The organism is Tychonema sp. LEGE 06208 (genome assembly GCF_015207505.1).
GTDB lineage: Bacteria > Cyanobacteriota > Cyanobacteriia > Cyanobacteriales > Microcoleaceae > Microcoleus.
Genome location: NZ_JADEWT010000010.1, coordinates 60,172 through 74,777 on the forward strand (window position 1 = coordinate 60,172; position 14,606 = coordinate 74,777).

Here is a 14,606-nt window from a genome sequence, read left to right on the forward strand (position 1 = left end):
GAATGCTAGGGAAAAATTAACTTATTCTGCCTTCAGGGGTAAGGTGATGAGAAATTCGGTCCCTTCTCCTAGTAGAGAGTTGACTTGAATGGAACCGCTATGTTTTTCGACGATAATTTGACGTGCGATCGCCAATCCTAATCCCGTGCCTTTTCCCACGCTTTTGGTTGTAAATAAGTGGTCAAAAATATTTGCTTTTACCTCATCTGCTATCCCTTGCCCGTTGTCAGAAATGCGAATAGTCACCCACTCCTTAGACTTCATTTCTGTCCGAATTGTGATGCAATTGGCTGGTGCTTTAATCTTCTCAAAACTCCCTTCCCGATTTGATTCTTCCAGTGCATCAATGGCATTCGCCAATATATTCATAAACACCTGATTTAATTGTCCGGGGAAGCACTCAACTGATGGCAAGTTCCCATACTCTTTGACAACTTCAATCGCTGGACGCTGTTCGTTGGCTTTCAATCGGTGTTTGAGAATCAAAATCGTACTGTCAATTCCGTCATGAATATTGAAAGGAATTTTGTAGTCTTTGTCGGCTCTGGAAAAGGTACGAAGACTGGTGCTGATACCTTGGATGCGATCGCACCCGACTTGCATAGAATTCAACATTTTGGGTAAATCTTCTAAGAGATATTCAATGTCCATCTCTTCTGCTTTTTCTTCGATTTCGTCACCCGGACTGGAAAATTTTTCTTGGTAGAGTTGCAGGTATTCTGTAATATCTTTGACGGCGGCGATCGCTTCATGAATATTACCAGAAATAAATCCGACTGGATTATTAATTTCATGGGCTACCCCCGCTACTAAATTGCCCAAGGCGGACATTTTTTCGCTCTGTACTAATTGCAGTTGTGATTGTTCCACCTGGTAGGCATAGTCCTGGGCTTGCTGATACAATCGCGCATTTTCTAGGGAAATGGCAGCCTGGGTGCAGAGGAAGTTGAGGACGAGGAGGCGATCGCGAGTAAACACTCCTTTTGTCGATCGATGTTCCAGATAAAGTATGCCAACTAAGTTCCCGCGATCGAGAATCGGAGTACATAGCATACTCTGAGACTGATACTGGAGCGTACAGTCATTCATTAAACCGGGAATATCGGTTTTGCCACCTTCAATAACCACAGTTTCCAGGGTATGTTTGACATAATAAACCAGCTTGAGCGGAATCACCGCCGAGCCATCTAGAGGTTGGGTTTGCAGTAGAGTTGTGGGTGGCTGGTTATCTAGATTGATGTGAGTTATTGCCCGGATTTGCCATTCATCCTGATGGGGAAGTAGCAAAGCACAAGTTTCGGCCCCAGAAGTTTTTAAAATAATTTGGTTGAGGGTGCTGAGCAATTCATCAATCTGAATTTTACTGGATAAAGCTTGAGCCGCTTGCACAATAGATGCGAAATCAAGGGCATCAGAAATACTGGTGCTGCTATTACTGGAAGTATGCGAAGAGCGGCTAATCGTTGCCAGCGTCTCTAGGGGATTAAAGCGAAGTTTGGGCTGATTCAGGATGGGATGAAGTAACTGCGGATAGCGTTGTTCTAAGTCTTCAACTTTCGCTTTAGCACCCCAACGAGCATAACAGTAATACGCTTCCTGCATATAGCTGGCGGCAACTTTTTCTTTGCCCCATTCCAAGTAGAATTTGGCTGCGAGTTCGTTGGCTAATGCTTCTTCTTGGGTATAACCGTTTTCTTTGGCTCCTTGAATTGCTAAATCGTAAAATTCTAGAGCTTCTGTTTTGCAATTGAGTAATTGATGCTTTTGGGCTTCAACTAAATGGTATTTGTGCAAGTAATTCATGGGAGCATAATGCGCCCATTCTTTTAACTTTGCTTGATTTTCTTGCATTCGCTGCCATCGAGGCTCCGACTCAGTTTTCGATTCACCAGGAGTGGCCAGCACAGTCAGAGAATCATAGAGGTATAAGATCGGTTCAACGATACTTCCCATCCCTCCAGCCAAATACTGTCGGGTTTGAGCAGCATCGTGTTCTGCTTTAGGAAAGTCTTCCAACCAGTAATTCAATGTGAATCGATACAGGTAAAAGTAGGATAATCGATAAAAATCGACTTTTGCCTGGGCCAGGACTTTTTCTTCATAGTCATCCTGGCGTAAGGGAATCTCGTCCTCTGACTGACCCAAGAGAATTTGAGCCGCCTGCAAGTACGCCAAAACACAGTTTGCTGCTGTGACTTGGTGGAGGTCGCACAACTGTTGGTAATAAGCGCGAATTTGGGGTTCGAGTTCACTTAGCGGTTGACCGCACCAGTAGGCATTCAAGCAGTACAACTGTGCGTCGTAGCCCAGAAATTCTAGATTCCCAGTTTCCAATCCTGCTTGATATCCATCGAGAAGAATTGGCAGCGTTTCTTGCAAATGGATAGTCCACAGACCAACATATCCCCCCATTAACAGGGCTGTTGCCGATCGAATATTTTTGGCATCTGGTTCTGAGGCGAGTTGGTATCCTAATTGCCCAAACTGAGGCACCTTTGTCATGTCTCCCCACAGAATTCTCAGTTGGAAGGCGTAACCAGCGTAGCAATAAGCCGAAACAGGACTGTTGCCAAATTGAATTGATAATTTGACTTGTAGCGCAACTATTAGGAAATAGAGCATTGAGCCTGTCATGTAACAGACGGGTGTAAGACGAGCCGCATTTTGCATAATGGCTAACTGCTGGGCATCAGTCATGTTTGGCAGATGAATGAATGTCTCAATTGACCGATCGCCAATTAAGGCATCGATTTCCTGCTTAAGCGGTCGAATATCCTCTAACGTTGGGCTGTCTGGCAGGTTCACTCCCAACATTTGGAAGACAGATTGACCGATCGCGATCGCCTCTAAAAATTTATTGAGGGCTACCAATGCCTGAATTTTGACTTGATAAACTTGTACCCGTTCTAAAGGCGTTTTCGCACGATCGATCACCGCTTCAATCCACTGGTGCATCTGCTCAAAATCGCCAGCCAAGAAAGCCACCTCGGCAGCTAAGTCGTGCAGGGATAGGGTGATTTCGTAATGCCGTTCCCAAGCGTCTGTTCCCAGCAGTTGCAGCCCCACTGTGGCATATTCGCGGGCTGCTTGATAGGCAGTTGCCGATCGGGCTTTGCGACAAGCAATGAGGTTGAGTTGTGCTAAATCGTCTCGTTCTGTTTGTTCTACAACCAGCGTCGTTCCGTAATTTAATTGATTGACTAATTCAAAAATGCGTTCTTCTCTAGCTTCTGGTGAAATCTGTTGCAGCAGCAGTTGCCCGATTTGATAATGGGCGATCGCGCGATCGGCTTGGGGAATCAAAGAATAAGCAGCTTGCTGGACGCGATCGTGCAAGAAGCGATAGGCAACCGTTTGAGAAGTAGATTGAGAAATATTTTCTACCCCAATATAAAATTTATAAACTTCACTCTGAGGTAAAACAAAACCTTCCTGTAAAGTTTTCCACAATGCGGTTGCTGCTTCTGTCTCCGAAATTTGCGAAACAATTGCTAATGTTGTCAGATCGAATTGATTGCCAATGCAAGCGGCTAATTTTAAAACTGACTGAGTTTCAACGGGCAATTTCTGTAACTGCTGTGCCATGAATTCAACTACATCATCCGTCTGTGCGGCTTCTGTAACTTTGCTAATATCGCACTGCCAATATCCAGCTTTGACATTGAAAGTAATCAATTCATCTTGATGCAATGCCTTGAGAAACTGCGTCGCAAAAAATGGGTTTCCTTTTGTCTTCCGAGCCACTAATTCCGTCAGCGGTTCTGCCAATTTAGGCAAACAAGTTAGCGTATCTGCCACCAATTGATTCAAACTGGTTCGATCGAGCGGTGCAAGTGTGATGGTATTGACAGTTGCCCCTGCTTTAGTGACTTCATCTAGGGTTAATATCAGGGGATGAGCGGGGGAAACTTCATTGTCTCGATAGGCTCCAATTAGTAGCAAGTGACTGGACTGCGATTCCCCTACGAGCAACTGCATCAACTTTAACGATGCCGAATCTACCCACTGCAAATCATCCATAAAAATCACTAAGGGATGCTCTTTTGTGGTAAAGACAGAGATAAATTTTTGGAATAGTAAATTGAAGAGATTTTGAGCGGCAATCCCCGACAATTCTTGGGCTGGGGGTTGTTGTCCGATAATCCATTCCAGTTCGGGAATTACTTCAATAATGACTTGTCCGTTGTCACCGAGGGCTGCTAAAATTTTGGTTTTCCATGCTTGGAGTTGGAGATCGCTTTCACTGAGCAATTGTGTCATTAAATCGCGGAATGCTTGCACAAATGCCGAAAAGGGAATATTGCGATTGAACTGGTCAAATTTACCTTTAATGAAATAGCCGTGCTGTCGGACAATGGGTTTGTGAACTTCATTGACCACAACGGTTTTTCCTATGCCGGAAAAGCCTGCAACGAGCATCATTTCGCTGTTCCCTTGTGCTACTCGTTCAAAGGCTGCTAAAAGTTGCTGTATTTCTCGTTCTCGACCATAAAGCTTTTCGGGAATTAAAAAGCGATCGCATACATCCCGCGTTCCTAAATCAAAAGTCTCAATGTTCCCAGTTTCTTGCCACTGCTGCAAACATCGTTCTAAGTCATTCTTCAATCCCAAGGCACTTTGATAGCGCTGTTCGGCATTTTTTGCCATCAACTTCATCACAATATCCGACACTACCTGCGGGATTTCTTTGCTGTTGATTGAAGGAGGTTTTTTGGCAATATGGCAGTGAACCAACTCCATCGGATCGTCACATTCAAATGGCAGTTTTCCTGTTAGCAGTTCATAAAATGTGGCTCCCAGAGAATAAAAGTCGGTGCGGTAGTCGATGCCTCGGTTCATGCGTCCGGTTTGTTCGGGAGAAATATAGGCGAGAGTTCCCTCTAAAACGTTGGGATTTTGAATTTCTTGAGTTTCTTTCGGCAGTAGGGAGGCGATGCTAAAGTCAATCAGTTTGACTTGTTTAGTTTCGGGATAAATCAGGACGTTAGCTGGCTTAATATCTTTGTGAATGACTCTGTTTCGGTACAGTCCGTCAAGAATGTCAGTTATTTGAATGGCAATTTCCAAGATTTCTGCTAGAGTCAGCTTCCGTTCTTGGGCATAGTCTCGCAGAGAAATGCCACCAAAATCCTCCATCACGAGGGCATAGCTGTGGCGATAGGACTCTAAATTGTAGGGTTCAACGACTCCCGGCATACGTAGATTTTTGGCGATGGTGTACTGGTTGCGGAATTGCAGCAGTTCGCTAAAGCTGGGATAGTCTCGATTTAATAGTTTAATGACAACCGGAAGCCGATCTGTTTCTCGAATGGCTCGATAAACTAGGGTTCTCGAACCACAGTATAATTGCTCAACTAGATGATATCCAGAAATTCGGTTTGTCAAATCCACTGCGGTACTCCTCTGGATTACTCCATCTCAGATGACATTGACTCTTGTCACTAAGTATACACTTTTATTGATCTAGTCTGAGGAAAATAAAACTGCGAAATCCCCAGCCTACAAACTATACCGCTTTTATGCTTTTTAACTTTTGAATAAAAAGATGGCGCTCTATCAAGATAGTCTGAGGGAGTATCTCAACGAAAGCAGCTAAGCTAGAAATTGGAGTTTTGAGACAGGAGACAGGAGACAGGAGGAAAGAGCAAGAAAGAAGGAGTCAAAAGAAGTGTTTTTATAAATATGAGATGCTCCCAGACAAATCCCCCCTAGCCCCCCGAATCAAGGTGCGGACAAGAAGTTGCTCTTTCATCCCCCGACAATCATGCAGATGCGAGGGCTATCTCCGGGAATTAACAGCTTAACAATCGCTTATTGAGTTATGACGGGGACGGTTTCAAGGGTCTAGCAAGTTCAACTTTCGTCAGCCGAAGATTGACTGGTCGATCGAGGGGTTCCAAAACCCAGGTTTGGTATCAATCAACTGTGAAACGGCACCGTCAACAAAGGTAAAAGTGTTAAAAGTAGCCAAGCAAAAAACCACTTATTCACCTTTAAAACTAATTCAGGCTCTGCCAACAGCGCCTCTATTCTCTCTCCCAATCTATTTTGCGAACCGACAGCACCAACTACGCAATCTTCATCAAAATTTCGGTGCGGATAACTCGCTACTAACAGCAAAGCTTCTGCTAACAATAAACCATCCACTCCCGCCGCCGCCTTAGCATCAGCCCGCAATTCCCGCAGCGTTAATAACTCTTCCCACAAAGCTTGTGTATTCGGCAGCCACACAGTAATTTTTCGCAGCCATCCCAACCAAAAAAACCAGAACGTATCCCGATAATAGTAGTGCGCTTGTTCGTGAGCAATTACTGCTTGCAGGTGAGCTGAGTCTAGGGTTTTCAACAATCCCGTACTGACTGCAAATTCGGCTTGCCAAAAACCAATTATAGCAGAAAATAGAGCAGGGGTGTCGAGAATTCTGACATTTTTTCCGGCTATTCTTTTTTGAGGACAGGTGCGAATTCGCTTTAAAAATAGATGGCCATCTACCGCTAGCTTGATGCACAAGATTGCAGCAACAAGGGAAAAAATTACAGCTAACAAATAGCTCAACCATCCGTCCCACAATCTTACCATTTGTCCCTGAGTTCCCATGAAAATCACTGCGATAGCTGTCGCAAACAACAGCAGCGGGGGAAACAAGAAAAATAAGAGCGATCGCTGCCAGCGACGGGCCCAATTTCCTTGAGGAACAGACCATCTAATTCTCAAAGAACAAGCTGCAACCAAGGCGGTAACAATCAGGATTAAGTGCATTATTTTGGCTCCTCCCGGGCTTGGCGGACAGCTTGAATGCGAAGGGAAATTTCTTGTAATTGTTCGACTGTTGCTTGGTCGAGGCTGTCAGCAAATGCTGCTACAATATCGGGATTGCCAACTGCTAGGAACTTTTGTAGGCGATCGTAAGCAAAAAGCGATCGGGCTTCTTCGCCAGAAACTAAAGGTTGCCAAGTGAATGTCCTTTCGCTTTTGTTACAAACCAGCCAACCCTTGTCTGTCAGGCGGCGCAGCACTGTTGTTACTGAAGCGTAGGCTAATTCGCGATCCGGATCGGCTAAAATGCGATCGTGCACGTCTTTGACTGTAGCAATTTCTAGCTCCCAAACTATATTTAAAATCTCAGCCTCCAAAGGGCCGAGAGAAAGTTGCTTGGGGCGATAATTCGGCAGAGGATTCATGTAATTTTAGATTGGAGGTTTGAGATTTTAGGGATAATATAATTAATTAATTATCGATCGACAATACATCATTAAGGCTTTTTATCGACTGTTTCTTTAGAAAGGCTTAATCACTTGGCTATTTATAAGTTTGACAAGCCGTCATTTGACAGTTGCAGCAAAAAGTGTAAAAATCAGGCCGGAATTACCTGAGTTAGTATTTTAAGTATCCCTAAATGAAAAAACAACTAATCTGGGCTTCAACCTTGGCAGGCGCAGCTATTTTGGGTAGCTTTTTGGCGATTGACAGGGATCAAGCCACAGCCGCAGAAACTCAAGAAATCGAAATTAAATTTAGCGCAACGGTAGGCGAAAAATCCTTTAACTGTGGCGAAAGCTACAGCAATTTAGGCACTTCGGCTGCTACCGTTACACCTACAGATTTCCGCTTTTATGTATCCGAATTTGCTTTAATTGACGGTAGTGGCAAAGCTGTACCGCTGACTCTCAAACAAGACGGCAAATGGCAGCATCAAAATGTGGCTTTGCTAGACTTTGAAAATAAATCCGGTGATTGCGCTAACGGAACAGTCGAAATTCGCGATCGAGTAATCGGTACCATACCCAAAGGCAACTACAAAGGCCTGCAATTCACCCTCGGCGTACCTTTTACCCTCAATCACGAAGACGCAAGTCTAGCACCTTCTCCCCTCAATTTAACATCCCTGTGGTGGAACTGGCGCGGCGGCTACAAATTTCTGAGGATTGACATGAAAAATCACATGGCTGACAAAAACCCCGACGGTAAATCAGGCACAGAAAGCCGCCAAATTGCTCACAACGCAGGCAATCACGGCAGCAGTCACGGTGGCGGATTGCACGGTTTTATGATTCATTTAGGTAGCACGGGATGCAAAGCTGAAGGCAACAATCAAAAGCCGACTAGCTGTGCCAATCCTAACAAATCACAAGTAATTTTTAGCAACTTCGATTCAACTAAAAATACAGTTATTGCTGACTTGAACTCCCTAGTTTCTCAAACTAATTTAACAGCAAATCAACCCAATACTCCGCCCGGATGTATGTCGGAACCGAAGGATGGCGACTGCGCCGGAATCATGAAAAACTTAGGTTTGACATTTGGAGAAAAACCTGCTGGGGGACAAACTTTCTTTCAAGTTAAGTAATAAGCTGTCGCGCATTTAAATTGCGGCGTTGCTGAATACAAATATGAATTCAAGATTTCCCAATTGCTATAAGCCAAGTATGGTGAGCTTTGTAACATCAAGCGCAAAGTTGATTCATATTTAGAATCAGCAACGCCTTTTTTTTACCGCAGAGGGCGCAGAGAGCGCAGAGAGAAGAGGGAAGAGAGGTCTTGTGGTAATGTGAAATTGCTCGTTACCAGGCTCTGCCTAGTAATGCAGATCCGGAGGCTCTGCCTCTGTTTATGACACACCTCAATCTCTATGTAATTGTCAAACCGCCGGCTACCTACAAAACATCAAATGAAGCGGAAAAAATTATCAAATCTGACTATTATCTGCATTTTATCATGCTTCCTAGCAATGAGTTTGAGTGCAGTATTATCCTCCACAAATTCCAGTTTAGCAAATCCACCCGATCCTACTTACAATTGGAACATTCCCGCTGGAATACCAAAACCAATTGTACCAGCCGACAACCCAATCAGCCAAGAAAAAGTTGAATTAGGCAGGCATCTTTTCTACGAAAAACGCCTGTCAGTCACCGGTGAATTTTCCTGCGCTTCCTGTCACATTCAAGCCAAAGCTTTTACCGACGGAAAAACGCTAGGAGTCGGCGCAACCGGAGAAAAACATCCGCGCAATGCTATGAGTTTAGCCAACATTGGCTACAATTCCGTGCTGACTTGGGCAAACCCGCTACAAAATAAACTCGAATCTCAGCTATTAGTACCTTTGTTTGGCGAACATCCCGTAGAAATGGGAATGGTTGGTAAAGAAGAGGAACTTTTGCTAATATTGCGATCGGATTCGCAATACCAAAAAATGTTTGCGGCAGCTTTTACTCAACAACCCAATCCTATTAATATTAGCAATTTAGCAAGGGCGATCGCCTCTTTTGAACGCACTTTAATTTCCCTCAGTTCTCCCTACGATCGATACCGCTACAGCGGCGACTCCGGCGCGATTTCAGCTTCAGCCAAGCGGGGCGAAGAATTATTTAACAGCGAACGTTTAGAATGCTTTCACTGTCACGGCGGACTAAACTTCTCAGATTCGATCGCGCACGATCGCCTAGCTTTCAAAGAAATAGCCTTTCACAATACAGGATTGTACAATATTGATGGAAAAGGCGCTTATCCGCCCAACAATACTGGAGTATACGAAATCACCAGCGAACCCTCAGACATGGGCAAATTCAAAGCACCAACCCTGCGAAATATTGCTTTGACAGCACCTTATATGCACGACGGAAGTATCAAAACCTTGCCCGAAGTTATCGGCCACTACAAAGCGGGCGGTAGAACTATTAAAAAAGGAGAATTGGCGGGAATAGGTAGCGAAAATCCGCTCAAAAGTAACTTTGTTTCTGGGTTCAAACTCAACGTACAAGAACAGCGGGATTTGTTGGCTTTTTTGCACAGTTTAACAGATGAAAAATTTATCACAAAATCTGCTTTTAGCGACCCATTCGTTCGCAGTGAAGACTTTAGTCCTTAAATTTTTAGGAGGAGGATCGTCCTCACTACGAACCTATTTTATTCGCCGTAGCCGCCAGTAACCTTACCCCGAAATACAATGTAATTGTAGATGTTGTAAAAAATCATGATCGGGATCAAAAAGCCAATAAACACAATCATAAACACCAGGGCGCTGGGGGAAGCTGCGGCTTGGTAAATCGTAATTTTGGTCGGAATAATGTAGGGAAAAACAATCAATCCCAAGCCGATAAAACTTAGCAAAAAAATTAATATTGTCCACAGAAACGGCGTTTTTTCTTCTTTTTTTGCTAAACTTTTTAGGAGCATTCCTACCAGCAGCAATCCCAGCAAAGGAATCGCCACAAACACATAAACTAGCGGTTTTTCAAACAATCTCGCCCTGATACTTTCGTAAAAAACCGGAGTGGCGATCGTAATTAAAACTGCTCCGATTAAAGTCGTCACCGCCGCAATTTTAGCAGTGCGATAGTGATTTGTTTGCAGTTCTCCGTCAGTCTTCATAATTAGATAGGTGGAACCGATCAAAACATAGCCTTGAACCAGCGTCAAAGCCACCAAGATCGATCGCCAATCCAGCCAATCCCAAGTTGTCCCCACAAAATGCCCAGCCTCATCCACCGCAATGCCTTCAAGCACCGCACCGAGGGCAAATCCTTGAGCTAAAGCAGCCAAAAAACTGCCGACCCCAAAAGCATAATTCCAAAATTTTTTCCGGTTAGAATGCTCGCGAAATTCAAAGGCGACAGCCCGAAATATCAAACCAAAAAGCATCATGCAAATCGGTATGTACAAAGCAGTCAAAATCGTGCCGTAAGCGAGGGGAAATGCGCCAAACAGAGCGCCTCCCATCAACACCAGCCACGTTTCGTTAGCATCCCAAACGTTGCCCAGACTGGTCATTAAAATGCCCCTGCGTTCCTCGTCAGAAGCAGTCAAAGACAAGATTCCAACTCCCAAATCAAAACCGTCTAGCATGACGTAGAGGAGTAGAAATAGAGCCAAGACTACAAACCAAACTTGCGGGAGAAAATGCTCCAAAGCTTGCATAAAATCTCCTATTGTTGTGCTTCGGCTGGACGTTGATTGGGAATATGTTCTGCGGGTTGAGTTTCGATGGCGGGTTCATTCTCTAATCCCGGCACCGGTAGATTTAAATTCGGCCCTTTGCGGATAATTCTGCTGCCGAAATACATCGCACAAACAAACAAAAAGCTGTAGATAACGGCAAAGCAGATGAGGGAAGTTAAAACATTGCTAGCGGGGATGTTCGATACACCATCAGCAGTGCGAATTTGCCCGTATAAAACCCACGGTTGTCGGCCGACACAGCGCACTATCCAACCCGATTCTACGGCAATATATCCCAGCGGTGCAGCTAATACCCAAGCCCGCAGCAGCCAAGGTTGATTGCTGATATTTTCGGGCGAAAGTTTGCCTCGCAGCCACTGAATTATACTGAATAACATCAATCCTAGAAAAAAGAATCCAATGCCGGACATGATGCGGAAAGAATAGTAGATTAAACCCACCATTCTTGGTCTATCTTCGGGCTTCCATTCTTTTAATCCGAGAACTGGTTCGGATAGTTTTTGCTTGAATTCTAGAACGTATCCTAAGCCATTGGGAATCTTAATTTCCCAGTCATTTTTTTGAGCTTTTTCGTTAGGTAAAGCCATTAAAGTCCAATCGGCTGACTCTCCGGCTGGGGAGGTTTCCCACTTAGCTTCAATCGCAGCTAATTTAGTGGGTTGATAGCGATAAACTTGTTCGGCGCTCAAATGTCCGATGAATATCTGCAAAGGTGCAACGGCGATTGCTGTGGCTATGGCAATTTTTAATGATTTGGAAAAAAAGGCTTGGTTGCGCTTGTTAAGAATGTACCAAGCGCTAATGCCGCCAATTACAAACAGTGAAGTTTCTAACGTCGCAAAAAACATATGCAGAATGCTGTTTAATGCGAAGGGGTTGAGAATTGCTTGAAAGTAATCGCTGACAATAAATTTGCCGTTGACCATTTCTCCGCCCGCTGGAGTTTGCAGCCAAGAGTTGGCGACTAAAATCCAGACTGTGGAAAGGTTTGCGCCGAAGGCTACCATGATTGTAGCGAAATAATGGACGATCGGGTGAACGCGCTCCCAACCGAATAGCATAATTCCTAAAAAGCCTGCTTCTAGCATAAATGCCATTGAAGCTTCAAAGCCTAAAATGCTGCCAAAAAAGTCACCAACAGCTTCCGAAAATGGGGCCCAATTCGTGCCAAATTGAAATTCCATGGGAATTCCTGAAGCTACACCAATCCCAAAATTGAGGACGTAGAGTTTCGACCAAAAACGAGCGTGGTGGTAGTAGTCAGGATTGCGAGTTTTCAGCCACATTCCTTCAACAATTACTAGATAAATCCCCATTCCGGTAGTCAGAACTGGCCACAGCATATGGAATATTGCCGTTAGCGCAAATTGCATCCGCGATAGCGCGACGGTGTTTGATAAGATATCCATTGTTATATCCTTTAGTCAGTTCAAGAGAGGTTAGTTTGAACAATTTCCAGAATTGACACTGGTTATAATGTAATGTAAAAATTTCTGATATTTTGTAGGGTTGGGAATTTTTAAGGTTTTATACAGATTTGATCGGAATGATTTAACCGCAGAGAACGCAGAGAACGCAGAGAAAGAGAAGAGAGAGATGAATGATTCTGATGAAGAGCGTATATGATATTACCGAAGGTTGGGTGGGGGCGGGTTTATGAGGTTGTGGGTTTTAGGCATTTATTGGCAGGTTTACCCGCCTCTATACTAATTTCATAAAGTAGTGCTAGATATTACCCCCCCAACCCCCCCCTTATTAAGGGGGGGCTAAGATTTCATCCATAGCACATCTTTAGAAAAATGGTATTACAATATTTATGTTCGGTGATGGAAAGATGATCTTAGCGAACCGTGACAGTATAATTCAATTCAAATGGTTTAAAATTAGCTTTGTTTTTGGCTGTTCCGCTCAATTCAAGTTCGTAAATGCCAGCTTTGGGAAATACGATATCAGCGCCCGGAATGCCTTGATATTTCTCCGCAGATATGGCTTTGAGAGGCGGCTGCATCAGGGGCTTATCCCCCTCTTTGTGCTGTTTGGGATAAACCGCTAATTGGCAGTTACACTGCTCTAGGGGGATTATTTGACCGCCCCTGCGAGTCAGGGCAAACCAAACTCTGGCGGTTTCTCCGGCGCGGGGGTTGTGGTTGGGTTCTAGGTGAAAGGTAGCGGCTACATCGCCGGAAACTTCGATTTCGTGGGCAAAAACTGAAATCGAGTTTAAGTGCGGCGCATTGGGAATTGCTGCTTCAATGAGCAATCCTAAAAAAACTAATATTCCCAAAATTTTATTTTGGTTTGACAGGCGCAACATAGAAATTCTCCAGTGATAAAATTGACCAAAATAAGCGCGATCGCACGCACAAAACTAATACTGCAACTACGGCTAAAACGGCGGTCAGCAGTTGATTGTGCAACTTCCATTCAAAGCCGCCGAGATAGTGGGAACCGATGAGGGCTGCGTGGATGGCAGACAGCAAAAAAGCGGGGACGGTTAACAGGTGAATTCGCCGCCACAGTTTGCCTAAATAATGTTGAAGGCGATGGACACTTGTTACCGCTGCAGGTACCATTAACAGCAGCGCCGTCATCCCAGCTAGGATTCCCAACTGATGCTGCGGCAACATGAAAGACACGGCATCAAAATTCCATTTCAGCGTATGATCCAACATATGAAAGGTGTGGGCAAGGGCGATCGCGATCGCACCCACACCCAAAGCGCGCCGGTAACGCAGCAGTGCCGGCAAAAACTTGCTAACGGGACGCGCCAACAGTGCTAGCATCAAGCACAGCAGCGCTGCGTGGCCTGTAAAATCGACCATTTCGTCGGTTCGCAGCAAGGTAAGAATCCCGATCGAAATTGTCACCCATCCGCCCATCCGAAACAGTTGACTTTGTTTGTGGGCGCTCAACCTGCCGGCAAAAAAACCTACTCCCAGCATGGTTGGTAGGGTTCCCAGTCCAAAAGCCAACATCGTCGCCGCACCCAAAACCGGATTTCCCGTTTGGGCTGCTTTAATCTGGGCGGCGTAGAGGAAACCGCAGGGAATTAAACCCCAAAGTAAGCCCAAAGCCACGGGCACCCACCATTTTTTTTGCGCCGAAAGCTTGTTCATGGCTTGTGCGACTCGATGGTGCGACAATGGGTGCAACAGTGGTAATCTGGGCAGCAAACCCGGTTTGATTTGGACTACTCCGAACCAAACCAGCATTGTACCTGTCAGAAGTGCGATCGCCCGCCGGAATTCGCTACCGGTACCAGCCATTTGTCCGCCAGCAATTAACGCCGAACCCAGTCCGCCAATGGCGGCACCAACCACAGCGTAGGCGGCAATTCTCCCTAAATTCAGCAGCAAATGAAAGCGGAAAGTCGCTAATTTTTCCTTGCGGGAATTGGAGAGAGAAAACGCCACTGTCAGCGGGCCGCACATTCCCGCGCAGTGACCGAAACTGCCGAGAAATCCCAAAGTGCTAATTAGCAGCAGGTCTAGCATTTTGCTGGTTTTTCCCCAAATAAGGCGATCGAGATATTGACAATATTTCTTGACCTCGTACAAATTTTGCTCTCAGTCGATCGCTTTTGTCAAAAGACAGGCTGTCAAACTTCTAATACCAATTTCATAAAGTAGCGCTAGATATTACACCCCCCA

9 protein-coding genes are annotated in these 14,606 nt (G+C 44.9%); 2 read left to right on the forward strand and 7 right to left on the reverse strand.

The window, feature by feature from the left end; all coding sequences use genetic code 11:
* Nucleotides 1-21: 21 nt before the first annotated feature.
* The 3 genes from IQ263_RS04625 to IQ263_RS04635 all read right to left on the reverse strand — a co-directional run bounded on the left by IQ263_RS04625 (nt 22) and on the right by IQ263_RS04635 (nt 7,181).
* Nucleotides 22-5,391, reverse strand: a complete 5,370-nt coding sequence (locus tag IQ263_RS04625; RefSeq protein WP_194066386.1) for a trifunctional serine/threonine-protein kinase/ATP-binding protein/sensor histidine kinase — start codon at nt 5,389-5,391, stop codon at nt 22-24.
* Nucleotides 5,392-5,919: 528 nt separating this feature from the next.
* Complete coding sequence (locus tag IQ263_RS04630) at nt 5,920-6,759, reverse strand: M56 family metallopeptidase (RefSeq protein ID WP_194066387.1); 840 nt, start codon at nt 6,757-6,759, stop codon at nt 5,920-5,922.
* Nucleotides 6,759-7,181 carry a BlaI/MecI/CopY family transcriptional regulator gene (locus IQ263_RS04635; RefSeq protein WP_194066388.1) on the reverse strand — a complete coding sequence of 141 codons (423 nt, stop codon included), beginning with the start codon at nt 7,179-7,181 and terminating at the stop codon, nt 6,759-6,761. Before IQ263_RS04635 ends, IQ263_RS04630 begins: the two co-directional genes overlap by 1 nt.
* 215 nt (nt 7,182-7,396) lie before the next feature.
* Between IQ263_RS04635 and IQ263_RS04640 the strand changes: the two genes are divergently transcribed.
* Together IQ263_RS04640 and IQ263_RS04645 are read left to right on the forward strand one after the other, a co-directional pair.
* The gene (locus IQ263_RS04640; protein ID WP_194066389.1) at nt 7,397-8,347 is read left to right on the forward strand and encodes an MbnP family copper-binding protein; all 951 of its coding nucleotides are present in this window, start codon (nt 7,397-7,399) and stop codon (nt 8,345-8,347) included.
* A gap of 321 nt (nt 8,348-8,668) precedes the next feature.
* Complete coding sequence (locus tag IQ263_RS04645; RefSeq protein WP_194066390.1) at nt 8,669-9,865, forward strand: methanobactin export MATE transporter MbnM; 1,197 nt, start codon at nt 8,669-8,671, stop codon at nt 9,863-9,865.
* Nucleotides 9,866-9,903: 38 nt separating this feature from the next.
* Here IQ263_RS04645 and cydB read toward each other — a convergent pair whose 3' ends face one another.
* From cydB to IQ263_RS04665, 4 genes are all read right to left on the reverse strand, one after another.
* Nucleotides 9,904-10,914, reverse strand: coding sequence for a cytochrome d ubiquinol oxidase subunit II (gene cydB / locus IQ263_RS04650; RefSeq protein ID WP_194066391.1), 1,011 nt, complete (start codon nt 10,912-10,914; stop codon nt 9,904-9,906).
* A gap of 8 nt (nt 10,915-10,922) precedes the next feature.
* Nucleotides 10,923-12,365 carry a cytochrome ubiquinol oxidase subunit I gene (locus IQ263_RS04655; protein ID WP_194066392.1) on the reverse strand — a complete coding sequence of 481 codons (1,443 nt, stop codon included), beginning with the start codon at nt 12,363-12,365 and terminating at the stop codon, nt 10,923-10,925.
* A gap of 431 nt (nt 12,366-12,796) precedes the next feature.
* On the reverse strand, nt 12,797-13,270 hold the full coding sequence (locus tag IQ263_RS04660) for a hypothetical protein (protein WP_194013137.1): 474 nt from the start codon (nt 13,268-13,270) through the stop codon (nt 12,797-12,799).
* Nucleotides 13,245-14,513 (reverse strand): urease accessory protein UreH domain-containing protein, encoded by a 1,269-nt coding sequence (locus IQ263_RS04665; protein WP_339384726.1) that lies wholly within the window; start codon nt 14,511-14,513, stop codon nt 13,245-13,247. Before IQ263_RS04665 ends, IQ263_RS04660 begins: the two co-directional genes overlap by 26 nt.
* Between the last annotated feature and the right edge of the window lie 93 nt (nt 14,514-14,606).

Excerpts from the sequence above, each read along its gene's own strand:
- IQ263_RS04630 (WP_194066387.1), bottom strand. The coding sequence starts at position 6,759 with ATGCACTTAATCCTGATTGTTACCGCCTTGGTTGCAGCTTGTTCTTTG.
- IQ263_RS04635 (WP_194066388.1), bottom strand. The coding sequence starts at position 7,181 with ATGAATCCTCTGCCGAATTATCGCCCCAAGCAACTTTCTCTCGGCCCT.
- IQ263_RS04640 (WP_194066389.1), top strand. The coding sequence starts at position 7,397 with ATGAAAAAACAACTAATCTGGGCTTCAACCTTGGCAGGCGCAGCTATT.
- IQ263_RS04645 (WP_194066390.1), top strand. The coding sequence starts at position 8,669 with ATGAAGCGGAAAAAATTATCAAATCTGACTATTATCTGCATTTTATCA.
- cydB (WP_194066391.1), bottom strand. The coding sequence starts at position 10,914 with ATGCAAGCTTTGGAGCATTTTCTCCCGCAAGTTTGGTTTGTAGTCTTG.
- IQ263_RS04655 (WP_194066392.1), bottom strand. The coding sequence starts at position 12,365 with ATGGATATCTTATCAAACACCGTCGCGCTATCGCGGATGCAATTTGCG.
- IQ263_RS04660 (WP_194013137.1), bottom strand. The coding sequence starts at position 13,270 with ATGTTGCGCCTGTCAAACCAAAATAAAATTTTGGGAATATTAGTTTTT.